The sequence below is a fragment of the Ramlibacter monticola genome (assembly GCF_016722785.1).
Classification (GTDB): Bacteria; Pseudomonadota; Gammaproteobacteria; order Burkholderiales; family Burkholderiaceae_C; genus Ramlibacter; species Ramlibacter monticola.
Genome location: NZ_JAEQNE010000001.1, coordinates 839787 through 863178, shown reverse-complemented (window position 1 = coordinate 863178; position 23392 = coordinate 839787). Strand labels below are relative to the sequence as shown.

Sequence of the window (23392 nt, the reverse complement as noted above, 5' to 3'; positions counted from 1 at the left end):
GTTTAACCTTTCTTCACTTCCTTCACTTCCGCGTCGACGACGTTGTCGTCGTTCGCGGGATTCGAAGAAGCGCCGGCGGAAGCGTCCGCACCCGGAGCCGCTCCGGCACCCGCGCCACCGGCCGCCTGCTGCGCGGCGTACATCTGCTCGCCCAGCTTCTGGCTGGCCGTCATCAGCGCGGCGGTCTTGGCCTCGATCGCATCCTTGTCCTCGGACTTGAGCGTCTCTTCCAGTTCCTTCGCGGCCGCCTCGATCTTCCCCTTCTCGGAGGCGTCGATCTTGTCGCCGTACTCGGTCAGGCTCTTGCGCACGCTGTGCACCATGGCCTCGCCCTGGTTGCGGGCCGTGACCAGCTCCAGCTTCTTCTTGTCGTCGGCGGCGTTGACCTCGGCGTCCTTCACCATTTTCTCGATCTCGGCCTCGGACAGGCCCGAGTTCGCCTTGATGGTGATCTTGTTTTCCTTGCCGGTGCCCTTGTCCTTGGCGCCCACGTGCAGGATGCCGTTGGCGTCGATGTCGAAGCTCACCTCGATCTGGGGCAGGCCGCGCGGCGCCGGCGGGATGCCTTCCAGGTTGAACTCGCCCAGCAGCTTGTTGCCCGTGGCGATGTCCCGCTCGCCCTGGTAGACCTTGATCGTCACGGCCGGCTGGTTGTCGTCGGCCGTCGAGAAGGTCTGCGCGAACTTGGTCGGGATCGTGGTGTTCTTCTTGATCATCTTCGTCATCACGCCGCCCAGGGTTTCGATGCCCAGCGACAGCGGGGTGACGTCCAGCAGCAGCACGTCCTTGCGCTCGCCCGAGAGCACCTGGCCCTGGATCGCGGCGCCGACGGCAACGGCCTCGTCGGGGTTGACGTCCTTGCGCGGCTCCTTGCCGAAGAACTCCCTGACCTTCTCCTGCACCTTGGGCATGCGGGTCATGCCGCCCACCAGGATCACGTCCTGGATGTCGTTGACGGACACGCCGGCGTCCTTGATGGCGGTGCGGCACGGCTCGATGGTGCGGGCGATCAGTTCGTCGACCAGCGCTTCGAGCTTGGCGCGCGTCAGCTTGATGTTCAGGTGCTTGGGACCGGAGGCATCGGCCGTGACGTACGGCAGGTTGATGTCGGTCTGCGTGCTGTTGGACAGCTCGATCTTCGCCTTCTCGGCCGCTTCCTTCAGGCGCTGCAGGGCCAGCACGTCCTTCGTGAGGTCCACGCCCTGTTCCTTGCGGAACTCGGTGACGATGTAGTCGATGATGCGCTGGTCGAAGTCCTCGCCGCCGAGGAAGGTGTCGCCGTTGGTGGACAGCACCTCGAACTGCTTCTCGCCCTCGACGTCGGCGATCTCGATGATCGAGATGTCGAAGGTGCCGCCGCCCAGGTCGTACACCGCGAGCTTGCGGTCGCCCTTGCCGTGCTTGTCGAGGCCGAAGGCCAGGGCCGCGGCGGTGGGCTCGTTGATGATGCGCTTGACGTCCAGGCCGGCGATGCGGCCGGCGTCCTTGGTGGCCTGGCGCTGCGAGTCGTTGAAGTACGCCGGCACCGTGATCACGGCTTCGGTGACCTCTTCGCCGAGGTAGTCCTCGGCGGTCTTCTTCATCTTGCGCAGCACGTCGGCGGAGATCTGCGGGGGCGCCAGCTTCTTGCCGCGCTCCTCGACCCAGGCGTCGCCGTTGTCGGCGGCCACGATCCTGTAGGGCATCAGGTCGATGTCCTTCTGCACTTCCTTCTCGGTGAACTTGCGGCCGATCAGGCGCTTGACCGCGTAGAAGGTGTGCCTGGGGTTGGTGACGGCCTGCCGCTTGGCGGAGGCGCCGACCAGGATCTCGCCGTCTTCCTGGTACGCAACGATGGAGGGCGTGGTGCGCGCGCCCTCGGAGTTTTCGATGACCTTGACGTTGTTGCCTTCCATGATGGCAACGCACGAATTGGTCGTGCCCAGGTCAATGCCGATGATCTTTCCCATTGTTTCTCCTTGCTCTGTCCGGCCGCGGGGGCTGTGAATCAGTCTGTGGCGTACTTGTGGATAACTGTTACGGATTCAAGGCCGTGCTAGCTCTTATTTGGGCGCCGCCACCATCACGAGCGCGGGGCGCAGGATGCGGTCGGCAATGGAATAGCCCTTCTGCAGCACGGTCACGACCGTGTTGGGCTCCTGGTCGGCGGGCACCATGGAAATGGCCTGGTGCTGGTGGGGATCGAATTTCGCGCCGGCGGCGGGATTGATCTCGAGCACCTTGTTGCGCTCCAGGGCCGCCTTCAGCTGGCGCAGCGTGGCTTCGGCGCCCTCGCGGATCTGCTCCGGGGTGCCGCCCTGGTGGGCGAGGCCGGCTTCGAGGCTGTCGGCCACCGGCAGCAGGCTCTCGGCGAAGCTCTCGACGGCGAACTTGCGGGCCTTGGCGATCTCGTCCTCGGCGCGGCGGCGCACGTTCTGCATCTCGGCCTGGGCGCGCATGAACTGGTCGGCCAGTTCGGCATTCCTGGCACTGAGCTTGGCGACCTGCTCCTGCCAGTCCTCGTCTTCGGCGGAGGGCGCGGCCGCGGCGGCGTTGCCGTTGGCCGTGGCGGCGTCGTTGGCCGCCTGGTCGGGAGCGGGAGCGGGGCTTGCGGGCTGTTCGCCTTCGGATTGCATGTTCTTGTCGGACATGGCGGAAAAAACTCGTTCTCTGACTGGACCGGCTGGAACTTGGGGCTGGGAGGGTTATTTCAAGCCGAACGGACGCAAAAAAGGCCGAGGTACTCGGCCGTCCGTCGGCAGCGGGCGGGGGGGCGGGCCTTGCCCGGCCGGTGCCGCCGTCAGCGAGTCGACAGCAATTCGACGTCGAACTTCAGCGTGGCGTTGGGCGGGATCACGCCGCCGGCGCCGCGGGCGCCGTAGCCCAGTTGCGGCGGGATGACCAGGGTGCGCTTGCCGCCCACCTTCATGCCGGCGACGCCTTCGTCCCAGCCGCGGATCACCATGCCGGCGCCCAGCGAGAACTCGAACGGGTCGTTGCGGTCGCGGCTCGAATCGAATTTCGCGCCCTGCACGCCGTTGTTGAACAGCCAGCCGGTGTAGTGCACGCGCACGTCCTGGCCGGACCTGGCTTCGGGGCCTTGCCCTAAGAGTTCGTCTTCGTACTGCAGGCCGCTGGGGGTGGTGATCATGTTCTTGTCTTTCGGGAGGGGTTCAGAGGAGGCCGCGGCGCGCCAGGTCGCGCATCAGGGCGGAAGCGCCGTAGCGCCAGGGCTCGATGCGGTCGCTGGTGTTGACGCGGTTCACCAGTGTACCGAGCGTGGGCGTGGCGATGGCCACGACGTCCCCGACCACGTGCGTGAAGCCGAGTCCCGGCCCGTGCCTGTCCTGCGTCGGCGCGAACATGGTCCCGAGGAAAAGCACCAGCCCGTCCGGGTACTGGTGGTTGGGGCCGATCGCGTGTCCGACCAGGTCCAGCGGGTCGCGGCTGATCATGGAGATGTTGCTGGAGCCGGCCAGCTGGAAACCCTCCGGCCCGATCACCTTCATCGAGAGCTCGGCCTGCCGCACTTCGTCGATGCCGAACTGCGCGTCGAACAGGCGGATGAAGGGACCGATGGCGCAGCTCGCGTTGTTGTCCTTGGCCTTGCCGAGGAGCAGCGCGCTGCGGCCCTCGAAGTCGCGCAGGTTGACGTCGTTGCCGAGGGTCGCGCCGACGGTCTCGCCGCGGCTGTTGACCACCAGCACGATCTCGGGCTCGGGGTTGTTCCACTCGCTCTTCGGGTGGATGCCGATCTCGGCGCCTGTGCCCACCGCGCTCATGGGCTGCGACTTCGTGAAGATCTCGGCGTCGGGCCCGATGCCGACCTCGAGGTACTGCGACCACAGCTTGCGCGCGACCAGCACGTCCTTGAGCCGCATCGCCCCGGCCGAGCCGGGCTTGACCTTGGACAGGTCGTCGCCGATCACGGCCACCACTTCCTTGCGCACCGATTCCGCCAGCGCCGGGTTGCCGCGCGCCTGCTCCTCGATCACGCGCTCCAGCATCGAGGCGACGAAGGTGACGCCCGAGGCCTTGATCGCCTGCAGGTCGCAGGGCGCAAGAAGCCACGGCCGCTCGTCCACGCGGGCGTCGGCGGAGCTGTTCGCGATGACCTCCTGCAGCGAGGCGAGGCGCGGTGCGTCGTGCGCGCGCACGGCCGCCGCGGGGTCGGGCAATTCGAGCAGGGCGCTGCAGGTCGGCGCGAGCTTCGACAGGTCGTAGAGGGACTGGTCGTCCGCGCGCACCAGCACCGGGCCCTGGCCTTCGATCCAAACGCGTCCGACGAGGGTGGCCTGCTGCGCATCGGCGGGCAGCGTCGCCTTGAGGAAGTCTTGCATCAGGTGGGCAGTTTCTTTTTCGCCTGGGCAGCGGCCCAGCGCGCTGCGAAAGGCTGCAGGTCGCTCAGGCGCTTCAGGAGGTCCGCGCCGCTGGGAGTGACACTGTAACCGTCGCCCGTGTGCAGCATGAGGCCGGCCTCGCGCAGTTCCTTGATGCGGGTGTTGAGCGTGTTGGGCGTGATGCCGCCGACGCTGTCCTGCAGCAGGCGGAAGGTCTGGGGATGGCCGTCGCGCAGGGCCCAGAGCACCCGAATGGCGTAGCGCGCCTCCAGCAGCGCGAGCAGCTGGTGGATGGCCACGTTCTCCTTGGGACTCATTCGCGCGGGACTCCTGCGCCTCGCGCGGAAAGCAAGGCGGGGAACGGAGTGTACGCAGGTCCTGCTATGCAAACAATAGCAGACGTGACGCCGGCGCAACGGGTCAGTCGGAGCCGTAGACCTTCTTCAGCAGGCGCAGCAGCGTCTGCAGTTCGGCAGCGGTGAGGCGCGCGCCCACTTCGGCCTCCAGCGCGGCCGCGGTCTTCTCCGCGTCGCGCACCAGCTTCTGGCCGCCGGGCGTGAGGTGCAGGCCCATGGCGCGGCCGTCGCGCGGATGCGGCTTGCGGGCCAGCAGCTCGCGTTGTTCCAGCGCGTTCACCATGCCCACCAGGTTGGGCGGCAGGATGCCCAGCGTGGCACAGAGTTGGCGCGAGGTGATGCCCGGGTTGTGCGCCACCAGCGAGAGCACGGAGAAGTCGACCGGCCGCAGGCCGTACGGGGCCATCCGTTCCAGGAACACGTCGATCACGGCCAGCGCGGCGCGGCGCGCGTTGTAGCCGATCAGGGTCTCCAGGAAGCTGGTGTCGACCTCCTCCACGCAAGGCGCGGCGGTCCCGTTGCGCGGCGATGGGGCGGAGGGGCGTGGCATCGTCCTCACGACTCGGCGGTGAAGCCGATCCGCTTGACGATCGGTCCCCAGCGCGTGTGTTCGTCCTTCTGGCTCTTGTCCATCTCGGCCGGCGTGGAGCCGCGCGCGACGAGCGCCGAGACCGCCAGGCCGTCGACCACGGCCTTGTCCTTCAACGCCGCGTTGATGGCGGCGTTCGCGTTCGCGACGACGGTTTCCGGCGTGCGCGCGGGCGCATAGATGCCGAACCATTCGTCGGCCGTGAGTTCGGGGAAGCCCTGTTCGGCGTACGTCGGCACGTCCGGCGCGAAGGGCGAGCGGGTCGCGCCGGAGGTCGCGAGGATGCGGATCTTGCCGGCCTTGTAGTTCGCCACCGCGTCGCCCGTGGGCGTGGAGGCGGAAGCCAGCGTGCCGCCGATCATGTCCGCCACCGCGGGCAGCGAGCCGCGGTAAGGCACGTGCTTCAGGTCCACGCCGGTGTTCAACCCGAGCAGCGCGGCCAGGAAGTGCGGCGTGGAGCCCGCGGCGGGCGAGCCGTAGCTGGCCTTGTCCGGGTTGGCCTTGGCCCACGCAAGATAGTCGCGCACCGTCTTCACGCTGGCCGGCACCAGCGGACCCACCGACAGCGCGTGCGTCATCATCGCCACGATGGACACCGGCACGAAGTCCTTGAACGGGTCGTAGCTCAGCTTGCTGTAGATGTGCGGGTAGATCGACATCATCGAGTACGGCGTCAGCAGCAGCGTCGCGCCGTCCGGCCGCGCCGACTTCACCGTCTCGCAGGCGATGCGCCCGCCGGCGCCCGCCTTGTTCTCCACCACGCCCGGCGACTTCGCATAGGCGCCGTTGCCGATGCGGTCGGCCACCAGGCGGCTGGCCTGGTCCGCCGTGCCGCCGGCGGGAAAGCCGACGACGATCTTCGGCGCGTCGAAGCCCTGCGCGTGCAGCGCGCCGGACAGGGAAGACAGCAGGCCGAAGGAGGCGGCCGAGTGCACGAACTGGCGACGGGTGGTCATGCGATGTCTCCTGGTTGGAAGGCCGCCAGTGTCACGTGGCTTGCGCCCGCGCCGCACCCAGGTAAGTCTCTATCACGCGCGGGTCGCCGGCCAGCTGCGCCGCAGGGCCCTGCAGGCTGATCTCGCCGGTCTCCAGCACGTAGCCGTGGTCCGCCACTTCCAGCGCCGCGCGGGCGTTCTGTTCCACCAGCAGGATGGACACGCCCTCGCGCCGCAGCCGCGCGATGGTCTGGAAGATCTCGCGAACCACCAGCGGCGCGAGGCCCAGGCTCGGCTCGTCCAGCATCAGCAGCTTGGGCTGCGCCATCAGGGCGCGGCCCACCGCCAGCATCTGGCGTTCGCCGCCCGAGAGAGTGCCGGCCAGCTGCAGCCTGCGCTCCTTCAGGCGCGGGAACAGCTCGTAGACGCGTTCCAGGCCCTTGCGCCAGTCGGCCACGCCCAGCTTCATGGGACGGTAGCCGCCCAGCACCAGGTTGTCCTCCACCGGCATGGTGCCGAACAGCTCGCGCTTCTCCGGCACCAGCGCCAGGCCCATCATCACGCGCTCTTCCAGCGTGGTGCCGGCGAGGTCCTGGCCGTCGAAGACGATGCGGCCGCGTGCCGGCAGCAGGCCCATGAGGGCGTTGAGGGTGGTGGACTTGCCGGCCCCGTTCGGCCCGATCACGGTCACGACCTGCCCGCGCGGCAGCTCGAAGTCGAGGCCGGTCAGCACCTCGGCGCGGCCGTAGCCGGCGTGCAGTTCGCGGACCTGGAGTAGGGCGTCGGCCATGTCAATGCTCCGTTCCCAAGTAGGCGGCCCGCACCTGCGGGCTGGCCTGAACTTCGGCCGGCGTGCCCTCCATCAGCTTGGTGCCGAACTCCATCACCACGATGCGGTCGGTCAGGCCCATGACGAATTCCATGTCGTGCTCCACCAGCAGCAGGCTCATGCCCTCGTCCTTCAGCTGGCGCAGCACGTCGGCCAGCGCCTTCTTTTCCTTGTGGCGCAGGCCCGCCGCGGGCTCGTCGAGCAGCAGCAGGGCAGGGTCGGTGCACAGCGCCCGAGCGATCTCCATCAGGCGCTGCGGCCCGAGCGCGAGGTTGCCCGCCAGTTCGTGCATGCGGTCGGCCATGCCGATGCGCGCCAGCTGGCGCTCGGCCTCGGCGAACAGGCGGCGCTCCTCCTCGCGGTCCAGCCGCAGCATCGCCCGCGCGGTGCCGCAGGATCCGCGCAGGTAGCCCCCGAGCGCGACGTTCTCCAGCACGGTCATCTCCGGGATCATCTTCACGTGCTGGAAGGTGCGCGAGATGCCGCGGCGTGCGATCTCCCGCGAGGGCAGCCCGCCGATCGTCTCGCCGCGCCAGCGCACCTGCCCGCCGCTGAGGGCCAGCACGCCCGTGACCAGGTTGAAGGTGGTCGACTTGCCGGCGCCGTTCGGGCCGATGAGGCCCACGAGGTCGCCGGCGCGGATCTCGAAGCTCACGTCGTTCACGGCGGTCAGGCCGCCGAAGCGCTTGCGCACGGCCTCCACCTGCAGCAGCGGCTCGCCGCGCGCGGGCTTGGCGCGGGCGGGCAGCGGCGCGGCGCCGTCCCAGTCGCACCTGCGGTCGATGCGCGGCAGCCGGCGCAGCACGAAGGTCCAGAGGCCGTCGGGCGCGTACTTCAGCACCGCCACCAGCACGATGCCGAACACGATGGTCTCGAAGTTGCCGCTGGTGCCGATCAGCCTGGGCAGCAGCACCTGCAGCTGGTCTTCCACCAGCTTGACCACCGCGGCGCCGAGGAAGGCGCCCCACACGTGCGACACGCCGCCCAGCACCGCCATGAACAGGTACTCGATGCCCTTGGCGATGGAGAAGGGGCTGGGCTGGACGGTGCGCTGGAAGAATGCGAACAGCCAGCCGGACACCGCGGCCAGCACGGCGGCCAGCACGAACACCACCAGCTTGTGGCGGAAGGTGGAGATCCCCATGGCCTCGGCCATGGTGGCGCCGTTGCGCAGCGAGCGGATCGCACGCCCCGGCCGCGAGTCCAGCAGGTTGGAACAGCCCCAGGCGGCCAGCAGGGCGAAGATCCACACCAGGACGTGCAGGCCGCGGCCGCTGCCGAGGTCGGCGCCGAAGACCTTCAGCGTGGGCACGCCCAGGATGCCGTCGTACTTGCCCAGCCACTCCATGTTGGCCAGCGTGTAGTTGAGGGCGAGTCCCCACGCGATGGTGGCGAGCGGCAGGTAGTGGCCCGACATGCGCAGCGTGATCGCGCCGAGGACCAGCGCGGTCAGCACGGTGAGGCCGGCGCCCAGCAGCAAGGCCACCCAGGGGGAGCCGGCGAGCTTCACCGTCACGAAGGCGGCGGTGTAGGCGCCGACGCCCACGAAGGCGGCCTGGCCGAAGGAGGTCAGGCCGGCGACGCCGGTGAGCAGCACCAGGCCCAGCGCGACGAGGGCATAGAGGCCGATGTAGATGCTCTGCGTGATCCAGAAATCCGGCACCGGCAGGGTGGGCAGCACCAGCATGGCCAGCGCGAACAGCGGGAAGGCGAAGCGCTGCAGCCCGCCGGCGCGCGGTCGCACCCGCGGCGCGGCGTCCGGTGCGGCGTCCGGTGCGGGGGAGGCGAGGCTGCGGTCCATCAATGTTCCTCCACGTGCGGGTCGGCCAGCGAACGCCACAGCAGCACCGGCAGGATGGAGCCGAACACGATCACTTCCTTGAAGGCGCTGGCCCAGAAGGAGCCGAAGCTTTCCAGCAAGCCGACGCCCAGGGCCCCGACCAGCGCCAGCGGGTAGCTCGCCAGCCCGGCGAACACCGCGGCCACGAAGCCCTTGAGGCCGATCAGGAAGCCGCTGTCGTAGAAGATGGTGGTGGTCGGTCCGATCAGCAGGCCCGAAAGCGCGCCGATCAGCGCCGCCATCGTGAAGGCCGTGCGGCCGGCGGCGCTGGACGAAATGCCCATCAGGCGGGCGCCGGCGCGGTTCACCGCCGTGGCGCGCAGCGCCTTGCCGGTGAGGGTGCGTTCGAAGAACAGGTACAGCAGCACGATCAGCGCGAGCGAGGCGACGAAGATGATCACGGTCTGGCCGCTGAGCGTCAGCGCCCCGGCGGAGAAGCGCTGGTCCCAGAACGCGGGATTGCGGAAGCCTTCGGCGCCGAAGAAGAACAGCCCCAGGCCGACCAGCGCGAAGTGCACGCCGACCGAGACGATCAGCAGCACCAGCACGGAGGCGTCCGCGAGCGATTCGTAGGCGAGGCGGTAGATCAGCGTGCCGAACGGCGTGACCAGGGCCAGCGTGAGCAGGGCCTGCACCACGAGCGGGAAGCCGCGCGGGGCGGCCCAGACCGCGACGGCGGAGGCGATCACCGGCCAGGCGAGCGTGCGCACCAGCTGCAGCACCATCCGCTTCGGCGGGATGCGCTGCCGCCAGCCGGTGAAGAGCTCGCCGACCGCGGCGGCGAAGGCGAGCGCGAGCAGGAACCAGACGGTGCCCGGCACCTTGCCGGTCTGGAACAGGGCCAGCGTCAGCGCGCCGAAGGCGACGAACTCGCCCTGCGGGATGAAGATCACGCGCGTGACGGCGAAGACCAGCACGGTGGCCAGCGCGAGCAGGGCATACACCGCGCCATTGGTCAGGCCGTCCAGCGCGAGGATGCCGGCGATCGAAAGGTCCATGGGTTCTCGGGAGGGCCGGGGTGGGGCGGAAGTGCCACCACCCCCGGTCGAATCACTTCTCGACGACGAACTTCCCGTCCTGCACCTTCAGCATCACGCCCGTCTCCTTCGTGTAGCCCCAGTGGTCGTCCTTGGTCCAGTTCATCACGCCGTGCGAGAAGACGGTGCGGCCCATGCCTTCCATCGCGTCGCGCAGGGCGGCGCGGAATTCCGGCGTGCCCGGCTTGGCCTTCTTCAGGGCGACCGGGACGATCTTCTCCATCACCAGCTGGAAGTCGTAGGCATGGGCGGCGAACTGGTTGCGGGAACCGGCGCCGTTGGCCTTCTCGTACTTCGACACGAAGTCGATGGCGGTCTTCTTGGAGGGATGGCTTTCGGGCAGCTGCTCGGCGACCACCGCGGGGCCGGAGACGACGAAGGTGCCCTCCACGTCCTTGCCGCCGATGCGCACCAGGTCCGGCGTGGCGGCCGCGTGCGTCTGGTAGATCTTGCCCTTGTAGCCGCGCTCCACGATCGCCTTCTCGGGCATCGCGGCGCCGGAGCCGGTGGCCACGACCAGCATGGCGTCGGGATTGGCGGACGCCAGCTTCAGGGCCTGCGCCGTCACGCTCGTGTCGGTGCGGGCGAAGCGCTCCACGGCCACGATCTTCATGCCGTTGCGTTCGGCCTCGGCCTGCGCGGCCTTCAGCCACAGTTCGCCGTAGGCGTCGGTGTAGCCGATGAAGCCGATGGTCTTCACGCCCTGCTTCTTCATGTGCTCGAACACGGCGTGGGCCATCACGTCGTTGCCCTGCGGCAGGCGGAACAGCCAGTGGTCCTGGCCGGGCGGCACGCCCACCGGGGAGGCGGCGATCTGCAGCACCTTGTTCTCGGCGGCGACCGGGGCCATGGCGGCGGCAACGGGGGTGAGCACGGATCCCAGGATCACGTCCACCTTGTCCTCGGTGATCAGGCGCCGGGTGTTGCTCACGCCCTTGGCCGGGTCGGAAGCATCGTCGAGGATGATCAGGTTGACCTTCTCGCCGGCGATCTCCTTGGGGAACTGCTTGAGCTGGTTCTGCGTGGGGATGCCGAGGCCGGACCCGGGACCGGTGAGCGAGATCGAGACCCCGACGTTGATGTCGGCGAGCGCGCCGGTGGCGGCGCCGAGCGCGACGGCCGCGGCGATCAGGGAGCGTACGAAGTTCATTGTTGTCTCCAGGGTGAAATTCTGGTCAGCGCGGCGCCATGCGCAGCGCGCCGTCGAGGCGGATCACCTCGCCATTGAGGTGGGTGTTGCCCACGATGTGGCAGGCCAGCTGGGCGAACTCCTCCGGCTTTCCCAGGCGCTGCGGGAAGGGGATCGAGGCCGCGAGCGACTGCTGCACCGGCTCGGGCAACTGCTTCATCAGCGGCGTGGCGAACAGCCCGGGCGCGATCGTGCAGACCCGGATGCCGTGCTGCGCGAGATCGCGCGCCATCGGCAGCGTCATGCCCACGAGGCCGCCCTTGGACGCGCTGTAGGCCTGCTGGCCGACCTGGCCGTCGAAGGCGGCCACCGAGGCCGTGAAGAGCATGACGCCCCGCTCGCCGTCTTCCAGCGGGGCGAGCTTCGCGCATTCGGCGGCGAACAGGCGGCTGGCGTTGTAGGTGCCGACGAGGTTGATGTTGACGACGCGGGCGAATTCCTCCAGCGGCGCCGGGCTGCCGTCCTTCTGCACGATGCGCTTGGCCGTGCCGATGCCGGCGATGTTCATCAGGATGCGGGCCGGGCCGTGCCTTTCGGCCGCCTTCGCCAGCGCCGCCTGCAGGCTGTCGGTCTGGGTGATGTCGCACTGGCAGGCCACGCCGCCGATGTCCGCGGCGACCTTCTCGGCCTGCGCCAGGTTGACGTCGAGCACGGCGACCCTGGCGCCCAGCCGCGCGAGCTCGCGCGCGGTGGCTTCGCCGAGGCCCGATGCGCCGCCGGTGACCAGCGCGGCCTGTCCCTGGATGTTCATGCGTTCTCCTCGCGGGGTTTCAAGGTGAAGGGCAGCCGGTCCTCGTGGAAGGCCTGCACCAGGGCGTCGCGGTGCTTCAGCACGGCGCGCTGGTTGATGGAGCCCTTGTCGGTGACCTCGCCGCGGTCGATCGACGGCGGCTCGTCCAGCAGGTAGAGGCGGGCGACGCGGCTGGCGCTGCCGGTGGCCTGCAGCGCCAGGGTCTCCAGCACGCCCTGGAAGTGGTCCTGCACGGCGGCGCTGCGCAGCACTTCCTGCAGCGGCGCGTCGGCGGGCAGGTGCGGCGCGAGGCTGCGCACCTTGGGCGTGGGAAAGAGCAGGGCGCCCACTTCGTTGCGGTTCAGCCCGGTGATCACGGCGTCCTGCACATGGGGCGCGCCGGCGGCGATGATCCGCGCCCGCAGCGGCCCGACGCTCACGAAGGTGCCGGTGGCGAGCTTGAAGTCCTCGGCGATGCGGCCGTCGAACTTGAGGCCCAGGTCGGGGTCGTCCGGGTCGATCCAGCGCACCGCGTCGCCGGTGCGGAAGAAGCCTTCCTCGTCGAAGACTTCCTTCGTCGCCTCCGGATTGCGCCAGTAGCCGGGCGTCACGTTGGGGCCCTTGTAGCGGATCTCGGTCTTGCCCTCGGTCGGGACCAGCTTCAGTTCCATGCCCACGGTGGGCAGGCCGATGTGGCCCGAGCGCACGTCGGGATTGGTCACGAACACGGCGAAGGGCGCCGACTCGGTCATGCCGAGGCCGGTGCCCATCACGATGCGCTCGCCGATCTCCTCTTCCTGCACCTCGTGCAGCAGGTCCCACACGGGCTGGGCCAGCGCCGCACCGGAATAGAAGAACATGCGCACCCGCGACAGCAGCCTGCGGCGCAGCACCGGGTCGGCCTTCATGGCGTGGGCGATCGCCTCGAAGCCGGTGGGCACGTTGAAGTACACGGTCGGCGCGATCTCGCGCAGGTTGCGCAGCGTCTCCTGCATCAGCGCCGGCGTGGGCTTGCCGTCGTCGATGTAGAGCGTGCCGCCGTTGTAGATCGTGAGGCCGACGTTGTGGTTGCCGCCGAAGGTGTGGTTCCAGGGCAGCCAGTCCACCAGCACCGGCGGCTCCTCCGTCAGCACCGGCATCGACTGGCGCATCTGCTGCTGGTTGGCGCACCACATGCGATGGGTGTTGATCACCGCCTTGGGCAGCTTCGTGGAGCCGGACGTGAACAGGAACTTGGTGATGGTGTCGGGGCCGGTGGCGTGCATCGCGGCCTCGACCGCGGGCGTCGGCGCCGTCTCCAGAAGCTGCGCCAGCGGCGTGACCTGGCCGCCCGCGACTTCGCCTTCGGCGAGGACCACCTCGACATCGGCCGGCACCGTTGCCGCGATCGCCCTCGCATAGCGGGCGTCGGCGGCGAACACCAGGCCCGGCGTGAGCGTGGCGAAGACGTGGCGCAGCTTGTCGTAGTCCTGGCTGACCAGCGAGTAGGCCGGCGACACCGGGCAATGCGGGATGCCCACCACCATGCAGCCGAGCGCGAGCAGGGCGTGCTCCAGCCCGTTCTCGCTCAGGATCGCGACCGGCCGCTCGGCGTCGAGGCCGCGATCGAGCAGGGCCTGGCCGATGCCGCGGGCGCGCTGCAGGGCCTCGCGGTAGCTGACGGACTGCCACTCGCCGGTGCTGCCATCGGCGTTGCGGCGGCGGCGCGCCATGAAGACCCGCTCCGGCTCGGTCTCGGCCCAGTGCACCAGGCGGTCCGTCATGCGCAGCGAATGCGACTGCAGTTCGCCTTCGCCGCGCAGGTAGCGCACGCCGCCGGCGCCGTCGCGCAGCAGCGCGCGCGTCACGCCGAAGCGCAGGGCCCGGTATTTCGCCGGCGACGGAATGTGGACGATCGGACTGCGCATGTCTCCTCCTTGCCTCTGGCGGGCTTCGGGGTTCAGGACTTGGCGACCTTGGCGGCGCGTCCTTCGAGGAAGTCGCGCACGCGCTGCTTGGCCTCGGGCGCGCTCTGCGCGATGGCGGCCATCAGCGCCTCGGTGAGGAAGCCCTGGTCCGCCGGCTGTTCCGCGATGCGCGGCAGCGCGTGCGTCAGCGCGAAGTTGGTCAGCGGCGCGTTCTGCGCCACCCGCCGCGCGATCTCCACCGCCTTCGCGAAGGACTGGCCGGCGGGCACCAGGTACTGGGCGAAGCCGGCGCGCTCGCCTTCCTCGGCCTGGTAGACCCGGCCGGTGAGCATCATGTCGGCCATGCGCGCGGCGCCGATCAGGCGCGGGATGCGGACCGCGCCGCCGCCGCCCACGAAGATGCCGCGGGCGCCTTCGGGCAGCGCGTAGAAGGTGGTCGTGTCGGCGACGCGGATGTGGCAGGCCGCGGCCAGTTCGAGGCCGCCGCCGACCACCGCGCCGTGCAGCGCGGCGACGACCGGGACCGGCCCGTACTGCACCTCCTCCAGCGCCGCATGCCACATGCGCGAGTGGTGCAGGCCGGCACCGGCATCGCGCTCCTTCAGCTCCGACAGGTCGAGGCCGGCGCAGAAGTGGTCGCCGGCGCCGTCCAGCACCGCGGCGCGCACGGTGGACGGCAGGTTCTCGAAGGTGCTGCGCACGGCCAGCACGAGCCCATCCGAGAGGGCGTTGCGCTTGGCGGCGCGGTTGAGGCGGATCACGGCGATCTCGCCGTCGATCTCGAGCTGGAGGTCTTGGGTGGCGGTCATGGCGTTGGAGCGAGTGGCCGGATTATGGTTATGCGGGATAACGATCATCAACATCCGGACGCTCGGGACTTACCCTAGGGACTTCCCAAAAAGGTCGCTCGCCATGGACCACGCCAACCTCATCGCCATCGACGTCCACACCCACGCCGAAGTCAGCTGCTGGAACCCCTTCGACAACTACGGGGAGGAGTACGACCGCGCCGCCGACAAGTACTTCAAGTCCGATCGCCGGCCGACGATCGCCGAGACCGTCGCGTACTACCGCGAGCACCGGATCGGGCTCGTGATGTTCACGGTGGACAGCGAGTCCAACCTCGGCCGCCGCCGCATCCCCAACGAGGAGATCGCGCAGGCCGCGCGCGAGAACGCCGACATGATGATGGCCTTCGCCAGCATCGACCCGCACAAGGGGAAGATGGGCGCGCGCGAGGCCGAGCGCCTGATCAGGGAGGAAGGCATCAAGGGCTTCAAGTTCCACCCGACGGTGCAGGGCTTCCATCCGTACGACAAGATGGCCTGGCCCTTGTACGAGGTGATCGACGCGCACCGGATGCCGGTCATCTTCCACACCGGCCACAGCGGCATCGGTTCGGGCATGCGCTGCGGCGGCGGCCTGCGGCTCGAATACAGCAACCCGATGCACCTGGACGACGTCGCGATCTCCTTCCCGGACATGCAGATCGTGATGGCACACCCCAGCTTTCCCTGGCAGGACGAGGCGCTCTCGGTGGCCACGCACAAGCCCAACGTGTGGATCGACCTCTCCGGCTGGAGCCCGAAGTACTTCCCGAAGCAGCTCGTGCAGTACGCCAACACCCTGCTGAAGGACCGCATCCTGTTCGGCAGCGACTACCCCCTGATCACGCCCGAACGCTGGATGAGGGACTTCGAGGAGGCGGGCTTCAAGCCGGAGGTGATGCCCGGCATCCTGAAGGGCAACGCCGTCCGGCTGCTGGGGCTGGCGTGAGCGCATTCTTCCGCGGGCTCGCGGACATCGAGGCGCTCGAGCGCACGCCTTACGAGGAGGCGATTCCGGCGCGCACGACCTACGGCCTGATCGCCCGCGCGGCGCGGCAGTTCGCCGGCCGCACCGCCTTGACCTTCCTGCCGGACGGCGAGCTCGCGACCGCGCCCGTGCGCATGTCCTACGCGGAACTGCTGGCGAACATCCACCGCGCCGCCAACCTGTTCCGCCGGCTCGGCGTCGGCCCGCGGGACGCGGTCGCGATCCTCGCGCCCAACATCCCGGCCACCCACTGCGCGCTGTGGGGCGCCCAGCTCGCCGGCCGCGCCTGTCCGATCAACTTCATGCTGCAGCCGGAGCACATCGCGGCGCTGCTCGACGCGAGCGGCGCCAAGGTGGTGGTGGCGCTGGGTCCGCATCCGGACCTCGACCTCTGGTCCGCCGTGCAGCGCGTCCCCGGGCTGGAACGCCGCACGGTCCTGCGCATCGGCGACGGCTTCGAGGCCGCGCTCGCGGCCGAACCGGACACGCTCGCCTTCGATCCGCAGCTGGCGCCGGAGCGCATCGCGGCCCTGTTCCACACCGGCGGCACCACCGGGGCGCCCAAGCTCGTGCAGCACACGCACGGCAACGAGGCGCACACCTCCTGGTTCGCCCACCGCTTCTACGGCTTCGACGAGCACACGGTGGAGATCAACGGCTTCCCGCTGTTCCACGTCGCCGGCGCCTTCGTCTACGGGCTGGCCTTGCTGGCCATCGGCGCCACGCAGGTGCTGCCGACCGTCACCGGCATGCGCAATGCGGGCTTGCTGCGCAACTACTGGAAGTTCTGCGAACGCGAGCGGGTGACGGCGCTCGCCTGCGTGCCGACCATCCTGGCCAACCTGTGCAACCTGCCCGTCGACGCCGACATCTCCCGCGTGCGGGTGGCGTACACGGGCGGCTCGCCGCTGCCCACCGAGCTGGCGCAGCGTTTCGAGCACGGCCCGGGCATTCCGGTGCGCAACATCCTCGGCATGACCGAATGCGCCGGGCTGGTCTCGATCGAGCCCTTCCACGGGCCGCGCGTGCCGGGCTCCGCCGGCCTGCGGCTGCCCTACAGCGACGTGCGCGTCGTGCCCTGGCGCGACAGCCTGCGCACCGGGCAGCCCTTCGGCGTCGGCGAAACGGGCATCGTGGTGCTGCGCGGGCCGCACGTGAGCCCCGGCTACACCGACCCCGCCCGCGACGCGGGCCTGTTCGAGCAGGGCTGGCTCGTCTCCGGCGACCTGGGCCACCTCGACGCGCAGGGGTACGTGCATGTCACCGGGCGCGCCAAGGACGTGATCATCCGCGGCTCGCACAACATCGACCCCGGCCTGGTGGAGGACGCCTTCCTCGCGCACCCGGCGGTGGCGATGTGCGCCGTGGTGGGCGAGCCCGACGCGCACGCGGGCGAAGTGCCGGCCGCCTTCGTCACGCTCAAGCCGGGAACGCAACTGGCGGCGGAAGCGCTGCTCGGCGAAGTCGCGCCCCAGGTCTACGAGCGCCCGGCGGTTCCCCGGCGGGTGGTCGTGCTGGATACGCTGCCCACCACGGCCGTCGGCAAGGTCTACAAGCCGGCCCTGCGGGCCCGCGCCATCGAGCTGAAGCTGCGCGAGCTGTTCGCGGCGGCCGCACCGGGCGTCGCACTGGAGCTCACGGTCGCGGAGAAGGGCGGCGGCTATGTGGCCGATGCGACCGTCCCGGGCGCGGCCGATCCGCAACTGGAGCAGCGCCTGCGCGACGCGCTCGGCGCGATCGCGGTGGAGACGCGATTCCGTTTCGCCGGCTGATCACCAGCCGCCGCAGCGCAACCACTCGTCCACGTCGGCCAGCCGGTCCGCGCCCCAGAACGGCTCGCCGTCGACCACGAGGGTAGGCGAGCCGAATACGCCGGCGGCGAGCGAGGCCGCCACCATCTCGCGCAGCAGCGCCGCGGCCTCTTCGCCCGCCGCCGCGCCGGCGAGCTCGGCCGGATCCAGGTCCTGCGGCAGCGCGATCCCCGCGAGCGCCTCGGGGGTGGAAAGGTCCCGGCCCTCGGCCCAGTAGGCGTGGTACAGCGCATGCGCGACCGGACCCTGCAGCGCGGGACGGTGCTGCCGGACCCAGCAGAAGGCGCGCGCGGCCGGCAGCGGGCTGCCCACTGGCGCCTCCAGGTCGCGACCCAGCTGCAGGCCGTGGCGCCGGGCGTGCCGCCGCACGTCGTGCCGGATGTAGTCGCCCTTCAGCGGGGTGTCGAGCAGCGGCTTGAGTCCCATCACCTTGAGCACGCTCACGCCCAGCAGCATGGGCCGCCAGTCCACGGTCCGGTCGTGCCGTGCCGCCAGCTCTTCGACGCGCAGGCTGGCGAAATACCCGTAGGGCGAGATGAAATCGAAATGGAAGACGAGCGGCGCGGGCATGCGCATAGCTTAGCGACGGCTCGTCCGTCGCCTCCGACGCGCGCACGGCGCGAACGCCCACTCCGCTGAGCTGCAACTCGCCTGCCCATTCCCCTTCTAACGTAAGGAGAACAGCCAGTAGCCAGTGGAGGGAGGGGACCTTATTCGATGGTGGACTACCTGATCGGCATCGACGGTGGAGGCAGCGGCACCCGGGCCCTGGTCCAGCGGGTTCATGGCGAGACGGTAGGCACCGGAACCGCGGGCCCCTCGGCCCTCGGGCAGGGCGTGCCGCAGGCCTGGGAGAACGTCCAGGCCGCGGCCCGTCGTGCTTTCGAAGCCGCGGGCCTGCCCATCCCCACCTGGAAGCGCTGCGCCCTCGCGGCCGGGCTGTCGGGCGTGAGCCACGGGCCCTGGCGCGAGGCCTTCCTGGCGAGCGACCCCGGCTTCGCCCGGCTGGAGGCCGAGACCGACTCCTTCACCATGCTGCTCGGCGCCCATGGCGGGCAGCCCGGCGCGATCGTGATCGCGGGCACCGGCAGCATCGCCGAAGCGCTCCGTGCCGACGGCAGCCGCGCTACAGTCGGCGGATGGGGGTTCCGCGTGGACGATGAAGGCAGTGGCGGCTGGCTGGGCCTGCAGGCGGTGCGGCACGGGCTCGCCGCCTTCGACGGCCGGGTCAACCCCAGCCCGCTGGCGCGCCGGGTCTGGATGCACTGCGGCGACGAACGGGAATCGCTGCAGGACTGGTGCCAGCAGTCCGGGCAGTTCGAATTCGCGCAGCTCGCGCGCGCCGTGTTCGAGTGCGAGGGCAGCGACCCGGTCGCGGCCCGCCTGCTGCAGGATGCGACCACCGCGCTCGAGGACCTGGTCCTCGCCGTGGACCCGCGCGGCCGCCTGCCGGTGGTGCTGGCCGGCAGCATCGGCGAGCGGCTGGCCCCCCGCATGCGGCCGGCACTGCGCAGCCGCCTCGTGCCGGCCAAGGCCGGCGCGGCCGAAGGGGCACTGGCGCTCGCCCGCCGCCTGCTGGAAGAACAAGCGGAAGAGACCCTGTGACGCGCACGGTGAAGGGCCGCATCCTGACGCCTTCCGGGGCGCTCGATGGCGCCCTCCGCCTGGGCGGCGACGGCCGCATCGAAGCGGTCGAGGGCTCGTCGGTGCCGGCGGACCGCGTCCGCGACGGCAGCGGCCCCTTCCTGCTGCCCGGCTTCATCGACCTGCACGTGCACGGCGGCGCCGGCCGCGACATCATGGAAGGCGGCGACGCCGCCCTGCAGGTCGCGCGCAGGCACGCGCAACACGGCACCACCGCCTTGCTGGCCACCACGATGACGGCCCCGATGGAAGACCTGCGCGCCTCGCTCGCGCCCATCGGCGAGCTGTGCCGCGCGGGCGCGCCCGGCGCGGCCCGGGTGCTCGGCATGCACCTGGAAGGCCCGTACATCAACAAGGGCAAGCTGGGCGCGCAGCCCGATTTCGCCCGCCCCGTCTCGCTGGCCGAACTGCGCGAGCTCGATGCGCTGGCCCCCATCCGCCTGCTGACTCTCGCTCCCGAAGTGCCCGGCAACATGGAAGCGATCGTCCAGCTGGTCGCCGCCGGCTTCCGGGTGCAGGTGGGCCACACGCTGGGCAGCTACGAGGACGGGGTGCAGGCCCTGGAGCGCGGGGCACTGGGCTTCACGCACCTGTTCAACGCGATGACGCCGCTGCACCACCGCATGCCGGGCATGGTGGGCGCGGCGCTGGCGCATGCGCGTTTCGCCGAGATCATTCCCGACCTGCTGCACGTGCACCCCGGCGCGATCCGCGCGGCGCTGCGCTGCATTCCCGGCCTCTACTGCGTCACCGATTCGACCGCGGCGACCGGCATGCCCGACGGCGAGTACAAGCTCGGTCGCCAGCCCGTCACCAAGTGCCTGGGCGGCGTGCGGCTCGCCGACGGCACGCTGGCCGGCTCCACCCTGACCATGGACCGCGCGCTGCGCAACCTGGTCGAGGGGGTCGGCGTGCCACTGGAGGACGCCGCCCGTCGGCTGGCCACCCACGCGGCCGACTTCATGGGCCTGGCCGACCGCGGCCGGCTGGAGCGCGGCGCCTGGGCCGACGTGGTGGTGCTCGATCGCGAGCTGCGCGTGCAGGAGGTCTTCGTCGAAGGAGGTTCCATCGATGTCCCGCATGCTGGATGAGGCGCGCGAGGCGCCCGAGGCCGTCGCGCGCCAGTTGCGCGAAGACGGCGAGCGCTGGCGCGCGTTCGGCGAGCGCCTGCGGCAGCAGCCGCCGACGGCGCTGCTGACGATCGCCCGCGGCAGCTCGGATCACGCGGCCCACTACGCCGCCTACCTGGTGATGGCCCGGCTGGGCCGGCTGGTCACGTCGATGCCGATGTCCCTGATCACGCTGTACCAGTCGGAGATCCGCTGCCAGGGCCTGGCCTCCTTCGCCTTCTCGCAATCGGGGCAGAGCCCCGACCTCGTGGGGCCGACGCAGTATTTCCGCCAGTGCGACGCCATCACCTGCGCCTTCGTCAACGTCCCCGACTCGCCGCTGGGGCGCGCCGCCGAATGGCTGTTCCCGCTGCACGCGGGCCAGGAACAGAGCGTCGCCGCGACCAAGAGCTTCATCGCGCAGCTGGTGTCCGGCGCGCGGCTGGTGACGGCCTGGCAGGATGATGCGACACTGGCCTCGGCCCTGCGGCAGCTGCCGCAGGCCCTGGAGCGCGCGAGCCAGGCGGACTGGTCGCCGGCGCTGGATGCGCTGCGCGAGGCCGACCGCCTGTTCGTGATCGGCCGCGGCCTGGGCCTGCCGGTGGCGCTGGAAGCGGCCCTGAAGTTCAAGGAGACCTGCGGCATCCAGGCCGAGGCCTTCTCCGGCGCCGAAGTGCAGCACGGCCCGATGCGCCTGATCGAGGAGGGGTATCCCCTGCTCGTGTTCGCCCCCCGCGGGCCCGCGCAGGCCGGGCTGCTCGAACTGGCGCAGGCGATGCGCGCCCGTGGTGCACGCGTGCTGCTCGCCGCACCATCGGGGACACCCGATGCGAACCTGCCCCTGGTGGAAAGCAGCGTTCCGGAGCTCGATCCCGTCTGCGCGATCCAGAGCTTCTATCCCATGGTCGAAGCCCTGGCCCGGGCCCGCGGCAACGATCCCGACCGCCCGCCGCACCTGCAGAAGGTCACGAAGACAAGCTGACGCGCGGCCGCAGAATCTTGCGCAGGATCAAGACTGCGGGTCGACGCATGGCGTCAACGGCGGGCCCGCGACTTGCATTGAGGACTACATGGAGCATGTGTGCGATGCAGGCCGCAAGACCCCGCCCCGAAAGGGCCGAACGGGGACTGTGGTTTACACGCCGCTCATGGTGTTCCCTAGCGGTTCCGCCCCTTGTTTTTATCTACCGTTCACCTACAGTGAAGTCGGGGTTTGGCCTACAGGGCGGAATCTTTGTTGCCCGAGGCTCTGGAGTACAGTGATCACCGCACCGAGCGATTGACGCTGCAGTCCGCTAACGAAGGAGGCTTCATGGACGTCGTCCGCAATTTCCTCACCCGCTACGAACAGAAGCGCGAGGAAGAATTGTCGATCGAGGAATTCCTCGATCTCTGCAAGAGGGAGCCGCTCACGTATGCGACGGCCGCAGAGCGCATGCTGGCCGCGATCGGCGAACCGGAAATGGTGGACACCCGGCACGACCCGCGGCTGTCGCGCATCTTCGGCAACAAGATCATCCGGGTCTATCCCGCGTTCAAGGACTTCTACGGACTGGAAGAGCCGATCGAACAGGTGGTCTCGCACTTCCGCCATGCCGCGCAGGGCCTGGAAGAGAAGAAGCAGATCCTGTATCTGCTCGGTCCGGTGGGCGGCGGCAAGTCCTCGATCGCGGAACGCCTCAAGCAGCTGATGGAGCAGGTGCCCTTCTACTGCCTGAAGGGTTCGCCGGTGAACGAGTCCCCGCTGGGCCTCTTCAGCAACGAGGAAGACGGGCCGCTGCTGGAGCAGCAGTTCAACATCCCGCGGCGCTACACGCAGAAGATCATGTCGCCCTGGGCGGTCAAGCGCCTGGAGGAATACGGCGGCGACATCCGCAAGTTCAAGGTCGTCAAGCGCTACCCGTCGATCCTGAAGCAGATCGGCGTCGCCAAGACCGAACCCGGCGACGAGAACAACCAGGACATCTCCTCGCTGGTCGGCAAGGTCGACATCCGCAAGCTCGAATCCTTCGCCCAGGACGACCCGGACGCCTACAGCTACTCCGGCGGCCTGTGCCTGGCCAACCAGGGCCTGCTGGAATTCGTGGAGATGTTCAAGGCGCCGATCAAGGTGCTGCACCCGCTGCTGACCGCCACCCAGGAAGGCAACTTCAAGGGCACGGAAGGCTTCGGCGCGATCCCGTTCGACGGCATCGTGATGGCCCACTCGAACGAGAGCGAGTGGAAGGCGTTCAAGAACAACAAGAACAACGAGGCCTTCCTCGACCGGATCTACGTGGTCAAGGTGCCGTACTGCCTGCGCGTCACCGAGGAAGTCAAGATCTACGAGAAGCTGATCCTGAACTCCTCGCTGCAGGAGGCCGTGTGCGCCCCCGGCACGCTGAAGATGATGGCGCAGTTCGCCGTGCTGACGCGCCTGAAGGAGCCCGAGAACTCCAGCATCTACTCCAAGATGCTGATCTACGACGGCGAGAACCTGAAGGACACCGACCCCAAGGCCAAGAGCTACCAGGAGTACCGCGACTACGCCGGCGTGGACGAAGGCATGACGGGCATCTCCACGCGCTTCTCGTTCAAGATCGTGTCGAAGGTCTTCAACTTCGACTCGAACGAGGTGGCGGCCAACCCGGTGCACCTGATGTACGTGCTGGAACAGCAGATCGAGCGCGAGCAGTTCCCGGCCGAGACGGAGCAGAAGTACCTCTCGTACATCAAGGAGCACCTGGCCACCCGCTACGCGGAGTTCATCGGCAAGGAGATCCAGACGGCCTACCTGGAGTCCTACTCCGAGTACGGCCAGAACATCTTCGACCGCTACGTCACGTACGCCGACTTCTGGATCCAGGACCAGGAGTTCCGCGACACGGACACCGGCGAGATCTTCGACCGCGCGGCGCTGAACGCCGAACTCGAGAAGATCGAGAAGCCGGCCGGCCTGTCCAACCCGAAGGACTTCCGCAACGAGATCGTCAACTTCGTGCTGCGGGCACGGGCCAACAACGCGGGCAAGAACCCGGTGTGGACCAGCTACGAGAAGCTGCGCACGGTGATCGAGAAGAAGATGTTCTCGAACACCGAGGAGCTGCTGCCGGTCATCAGCTTCAACGCCAAGGCTTCGGCCGACGAGGCCAAGAAGCACGAGGACTTCGTGGACCGCATGGTCGACAAGGGCTACACGAAGCGGCAGGTGCGCCTGCTCTGCGAGTGGTACCTGCGCGTGCGCAAGAGTTCGTGACGCCGGGCGCGTCGAGGACCTAACGAGAGGAAGGGCCGCCCAGTGAG

General features: G+C 69.4%; 21 protein-coding genes. 6 read left to right on the top strand and 15 right to left on the bottom strand.

The features are described from left to right. Positions 1–2 precede the first annotated feature (2 nt). The 14 genes from dnaK to JJ685_RS03950 form a co-directional block, all read right to left on the bottom strand. Positions 3–1949 carry a molecular chaperone DnaK gene (gene dnaK / locus JJ685_RS04015; protein WP_201672906.1) on the bottom strand — a complete coding sequence of 649 codons (1947 nt, stop codon included), beginning with the start codon at positions 1947–1949 and terminating at the stop codon, positions 3–5. 93 nt (positions 1950–2042) lie between these two features. Beyond that, complete coding sequence (gene grpE, locus JJ685_RS04010; RefSeq protein WP_201672905.1) at positions 2043–2630, bottom strand: nucleotide exchange factor GrpE; 588 nt, start codon at positions 2628–2630, stop codon at positions 2043–2045. Between the two features lie 149 nt (positions 2631–2779). Further along, the gene (locus tag JJ685_RS04005) at positions 2780–3130 is read right to left on the bottom strand and encodes an FKBP-type peptidyl-prolyl cis-trans isomerase (protein WP_201672904.1); all 351 of its coding nucleotides are present in this window, start codon (positions 3128–3130) and stop codon (positions 2780–2782) included. A gap of 22 nt (positions 3131–3152) precedes the next feature. Next, entirely contained in the window at positions 3153–4319 is a 1167-nt protein-coding gene (locus JJ685_RS04000) for a fumarylacetoacetate hydrolase family protein (protein ID WP_201672903.1), read from the bottom strand. Next, a complete protein-coding gene (locus tag JJ685_RS03995) occupies positions 4319–4636 on the bottom strand; it encodes a winged helix-turn-helix transcriptional regulator (RefSeq protein WP_201672902.1) in 318 nt (105 codons plus the stop codon). The genes JJ685_RS04000 and JJ685_RS03995 overlap by 1 nt, the downstream gene beginning before the upstream one ends. A 103-nt stretch (positions 4637–4739) precedes the next feature. Then, positions 4740–5225, bottom strand: coding sequence for a MarR family winged helix-turn-helix transcriptional regulator (locus tag JJ685_RS03990; protein WP_201672901.1), 486 nt, complete (start codon positions 5223–5225; stop codon positions 4740–4742). A gap of 5 nt (positions 5226–5230) precedes the next feature. Then, a complete protein-coding gene (locus JJ685_RS03985; RefSeq protein ID WP_201672900.1) occupies positions 5231–6220 on the bottom strand; it encodes a Bug family tripartite tricarboxylate transporter substrate binding protein in 990 nt (329 codons plus the stop codon). Between the two features lie 31 nt (positions 6221–6251). Then, positions 6252–6989 (bottom strand): ABC transporter ATP-binding protein, encoded by a 738-nt coding sequence (locus JJ685_RS03980; RefSeq protein WP_201672899.1) that lies wholly within the window; start codon positions 6987–6989, stop codon positions 6252–6254. Between the two features lies 1 nt (position 6990). Further along, positions 6991–8715 (bottom strand): branched-chain amino acid ABC transporter ATP-binding protein/permease, encoded by a 1725-nt coding sequence (locus JJ685_RS03975; protein ID WP_236598781.1) that lies wholly within the window; start codon positions 8713–8715, stop codon positions 6991–6993. 113 nt (positions 8716–8828) lie between these two features. Next, positions 8829–9866, bottom strand: a complete 1038-nt coding sequence (locus JJ685_RS03970) for a branched-chain amino acid ABC transporter permease (protein WP_201672897.1) — start codon at positions 9864–9866, stop codon at positions 8829–8831. Between the two features lie 52 nt (positions 9867–9918). Then, positions 9919–11055 carry an ABC transporter substrate-binding protein gene (locus JJ685_RS03965; protein WP_201672896.1) on the bottom strand — a complete coding sequence of 379 codons (1137 nt, stop codon included), beginning with the start codon at positions 11053–11055 and terminating at the stop codon, positions 9919–9921. Between the two features lie 25 nt (positions 11056–11080). Further along, positions 11081–11845 carry an SDR family NAD(P)-dependent oxidoreductase gene (locus JJ685_RS03960; protein ID WP_201672895.1) on the bottom strand — a complete coding sequence of 255 codons (765 nt, stop codon included), beginning with the start codon at positions 11843–11845 and terminating at the stop codon, positions 11081–11083. Further along, complete coding sequence (locus JJ685_RS03955) at positions 11842–13731, bottom strand: feruloyl-CoA synthase (protein WP_201672891.1); 1890 nt, start codon at positions 13729–13731, stop codon at positions 11842–11844. Before JJ685_RS03955 ends, JJ685_RS03960 begins: the two co-directional genes overlap by 4 nt. A 32-nt stretch (positions 13732–13763) precedes the next feature. Next, positions 13764–14540, bottom strand: a complete 777-nt coding sequence (locus tag JJ685_RS03950; protein ID WP_201672889.1) for a crotonase/enoyl-CoA hydratase family protein — start codon at positions 14538–14540, stop codon at positions 13764–13766. Between the two features lie 103 nt (positions 14541–14643). Here JJ685_RS03950 and JJ685_RS03945 point away from each other — a divergent pair, with 103 nt between their 5' ends. Further along, positions 14644–15507, top strand: a complete 864-nt coding sequence (locus JJ685_RS03945; RefSeq protein WP_201672887.1) for an amidohydrolase family protein — start codon at positions 14644–14646, stop codon at positions 15505–15507. Further along, positions 15504–17318, top strand: coding sequence for an AMP-binding protein (locus JJ685_RS03940; RefSeq protein ID WP_201672885.1), 1815 nt, complete (start codon positions 15504–15506; stop codon positions 17316–17318). The genes JJ685_RS03945 and JJ685_RS03940 overlap by 4 nt, the downstream gene beginning before the upstream one ends. Here the strand turns inward: JJ685_RS03940 and JJ685_RS03935 are convergent, their stop codons facing one another. Beyond that, positions 17319–17927 (bottom strand): 2-hydroxychromene-2-carboxylate isomerase, encoded by a 609-nt coding sequence (locus JJ685_RS03935; protein WP_201672883.1) that lies wholly within the window; start codon positions 17925–17927, stop codon positions 17319–17321. Between the two features lie 147 nt (positions 17928–18074). Here JJ685_RS03935 and JJ685_RS03930 point away from each other — a divergent pair, with 147 nt between their 5' ends. The 4 genes from JJ685_RS03930 to JJ685_RS03915 all read left to right on the top strand — a co-directional run bounded on the left by JJ685_RS03930 (position 18075) and on the right by JJ685_RS03915 (position 23345). Then, positions 18075–18962: a BadF/BadG/BcrA/BcrD ATPase family protein gene (locus JJ685_RS03930; RefSeq protein WP_201672881.1), complete on the top strand. Its 888-nt coding sequence runs from the start codon at positions 18075–18077 to the stop codon at positions 18960–18962. Further along, positions 18959–20092: an N-acetylglucosamine-6-phosphate deacetylase gene (gene nagA, locus JJ685_RS03925; protein WP_201672879.1), complete on the top strand. Its 1134-nt coding sequence runs from the start codon at positions 18959–18961 to the stop codon at positions 20090–20092. The genes JJ685_RS03930 and nagA overlap by 4 nt, the downstream gene beginning before the upstream one ends. After that, positions 20082–21092, top strand: a complete 1011-nt coding sequence (locus tag JJ685_RS03920; protein ID WP_201673686.1) for an SIS domain-containing protein — start codon at positions 20082–20084, stop codon at positions 21090–21092. Before nagA ends, JJ685_RS03920 begins: the two co-directional genes overlap by 11 nt. Before the next feature lie 330 nt (positions 21093–21422). Then, the gene (locus JJ685_RS03915) at positions 21423–23345 is read left to right on the top strand and encodes a PrkA family serine protein kinase (protein ID WP_201672873.1); all 1923 of its coding nucleotides are present in this window, start codon (positions 21423–21425) and stop codon (positions 23343–23345) included. Positions 23346–23392 lie beyond the last annotated feature (47 nt).